The sequence below is a fragment of the Streptomyces sp. NPDC054932 genome (assembly GCF_053610205.1).
Map to the genome: position 1 here is coordinate 1,932 of NZ_JBSGXU010000340.1, position 2,505 is coordinate 4,436.

At 56.4% G+C, this 2,505-nt stretch carries 1 rRNA gene (cut by a window edge); it reads left to right on the forward strand.

What is annotated here, in order from left to right:
• A 23S ribosomal RNA gene (locus ACWGE1_RS40325) occupies positions 1 to 2,474 on the forward strand; it begins 150 nt to the left of the window's first position.
• Positions 2,475 to 2,505: the final 31 nt, after the last annotated feature.

The following is a 2,505-nucleotide window of genomic DNA, read 5'->3' on the forward strand; positions in this document are numbered from 1 at the left end:
CAGTCGTGACTGCGTGCCTTTTGAAGAATGAGCCTGCGAGTTAGCGGTGTGTAGCGAGGTTAACCCGTGTGGGGAAGCCGTAGCGAAAGCGAGTCCGAACAGGGCGATTGAGTTGCACGCTCTAGACCCGAAGCGGAGTGATCTAGCCATGGGCAGGTTGAAGCGGAGGTAAGACTTCGTGGAGGACCGAACCCACCAGGGTTGAAAACCTGGGGGATGACCTGTGGTTAGGGGTGAAAGGCCAATCAAACTCCGTGATAGCTGGTTCTCCCCGAAATGCATTTAGGTGCAGCGTCGTGTGTTTCTTGCCGGAGGTAGAGCACTGGATAGGCGATGGGCCCTACCGGGTTACTGACCTTAGCCAAACTCCGAATGCCGGTAAGTGAGAGCACGGCAGTGAGACTGTGGGGGATAAGCTCCATGGTCGAGAGGGAAACAGCCCAGAGCATCGACTAAGGCCCCTAAGCGTACGCTAAGTGGGAAAGGATGTGGAGTCGCAGAGACAACCAGGAGGTTGGCTTAGAAGCAGCCACCCTTGAAAGAGTGCGTAATAGCTCACTGGTCAAGTGATTCCGCGCCGACAATGTAGCGGGGCTCAAGCGTACCGCCGAAGTCGTGTCATTGCAGCAATAGGGCCAACGCCCGCTGTGATGGGTAGGGGAGCGTCGTGTGCCGGGTGAAGCAGCAGCGGAAGCTAGTTGTGGACGGTTCACGAGTGAGAATGCAGGCATGAGTAGCGATACACACGTGAGAAACGTGTGCGCCGATTGACTAAGGGTTCCTGGGTCAAGCTGATCTGCCCAGGGTAAGTCGGGACCTAAGGCGAGGCCGACAGGCGTAGTCGATGGACAACCGGTTGATATTCCGGTACCCGCTTTGAAACGCCCAATATCGAATCAGGCGATGCTAAGTCCGTGAAGCCGTTCCGGACCCTTCGGGGAAAGGAAAGTGGTGGAGCCGACGAACCAGACTTGTAGTAGGTAAGCGATGGGGTGACGCAGGAAGGTAGTCCAGCCCGGGCGGTGGTAGTCCCGGGGTAAGGGTGTAGGCCGAGGGGTAGGCAAATCCGTCCCTCATTAAGGCTGAGACCTGATGCCGAGCCGATTGTGGTGAAGTGGATGATCCTATGCTGTCGAGAAAAGCCTCTAGCGAGTTTCATGGCGGCCCGTACCCTAAACCGACTCAGGTGGTCAGGTAGAGAATACCGAGGCGTTCGGGTGAACTATGGTTAAGGAACTCGGCAAAATGCCCCCGTAACTTCGGGAGAAGGGGGGCCATCACTGGTGATAGCACTTGCTGCTTGAGCTGGGGGTGGCCGCAGAGACCAGCGAGAAGCGACTGTTTACTAAAAACACAGGTCCGTGCGAAGCCGTAAGGCGATGTATACGGACTGACGCCTGCCCGGTGCTGGAACGTTAAGGGGACCGGTTAGTGACCTTTCGGGGTTGCGAAGCTGAGAACTTAAGCGCCAGTAAACGGCGGTGGTAACTATAACCATCCTAAGGTAGCGAAATTCCTTGTCGGGTAAGTTCCGACCTGCACGAATGGCGTAACGACTTCTCGACTGTCTCAACCATAGGCCCGGTGAAATTGCACTACGAGTAAAGATGCTCGTTTCGCGCAGCAGGACGGAAAGACCCCGGGACCTTTACTACAGTTTGATATTGGTGTTCGGTTCGGCTTGTGTAGGATAGGTGGGAGACTTTGAAGCAGCCACGCCAGTGGTTGTGGAGTCGCCGTTGAAATACCACTCTGGTCGTGCTGGATGTCTAACCTCGGTCCGTGATCCGGATCAGGGACAGTGTCTGATGGGTAGTTTAACTGGGGCGGTTGCCTCCCAAAGGGTAACGGAGGCGCCCAAAGGTTCCCTCAGCCTGGTTGGCAATCAGGTGTTGAGTGTAAGTGCACAAGGGAGCTTGACTGTGAGACCGACGGGTCGAGCAGGGACGAAAGTCGGGACTAGTGATCCGGCGGTGGCTTGTGGAAGCGCCGTCGCTCAACGGATAAAAGGTACCCCGGGGATAACAGGCTGATCTTCCCCAAGAGTCCATATCGACGGGATGGTTTGGCACCTCGATGTCGGCTCGTCGCATCCTGGGGCTGGAGTCGGTCCCAAGGGTTGGGCTGTTCGCCCATTAAAGCGGTACGCGAGCTGGGTTTAGAACGTCGTGAGACAGTTCGGTCCCTATCCGCTGTGCGCGTAGGAATATTGAGAAGGGCTGTCCCTAGTACGAGAGGACCGGGACGGACGAACCTCTGGTGTGCCAGTTGTCCTGCCAAGGGCACGGCTGGTTGGCTACGTTCGGGAGGGATAACCGCTGAAAGCATCTAAGCGGGAAGCCTGCTTCAAGATGAGTATTCCCACCTCCTTGAGAGGGTAAGGCTCCCAGTAGACGACTGGGTTGATAGGCCAGATGTGGAAGCCCGGTAACGGGTGAAGCTGACTGGTACTAATAGGCCGAGGGCTTGTCCTCAGTTGCTCGCGTCCACTGTGTTAGTTCTGAA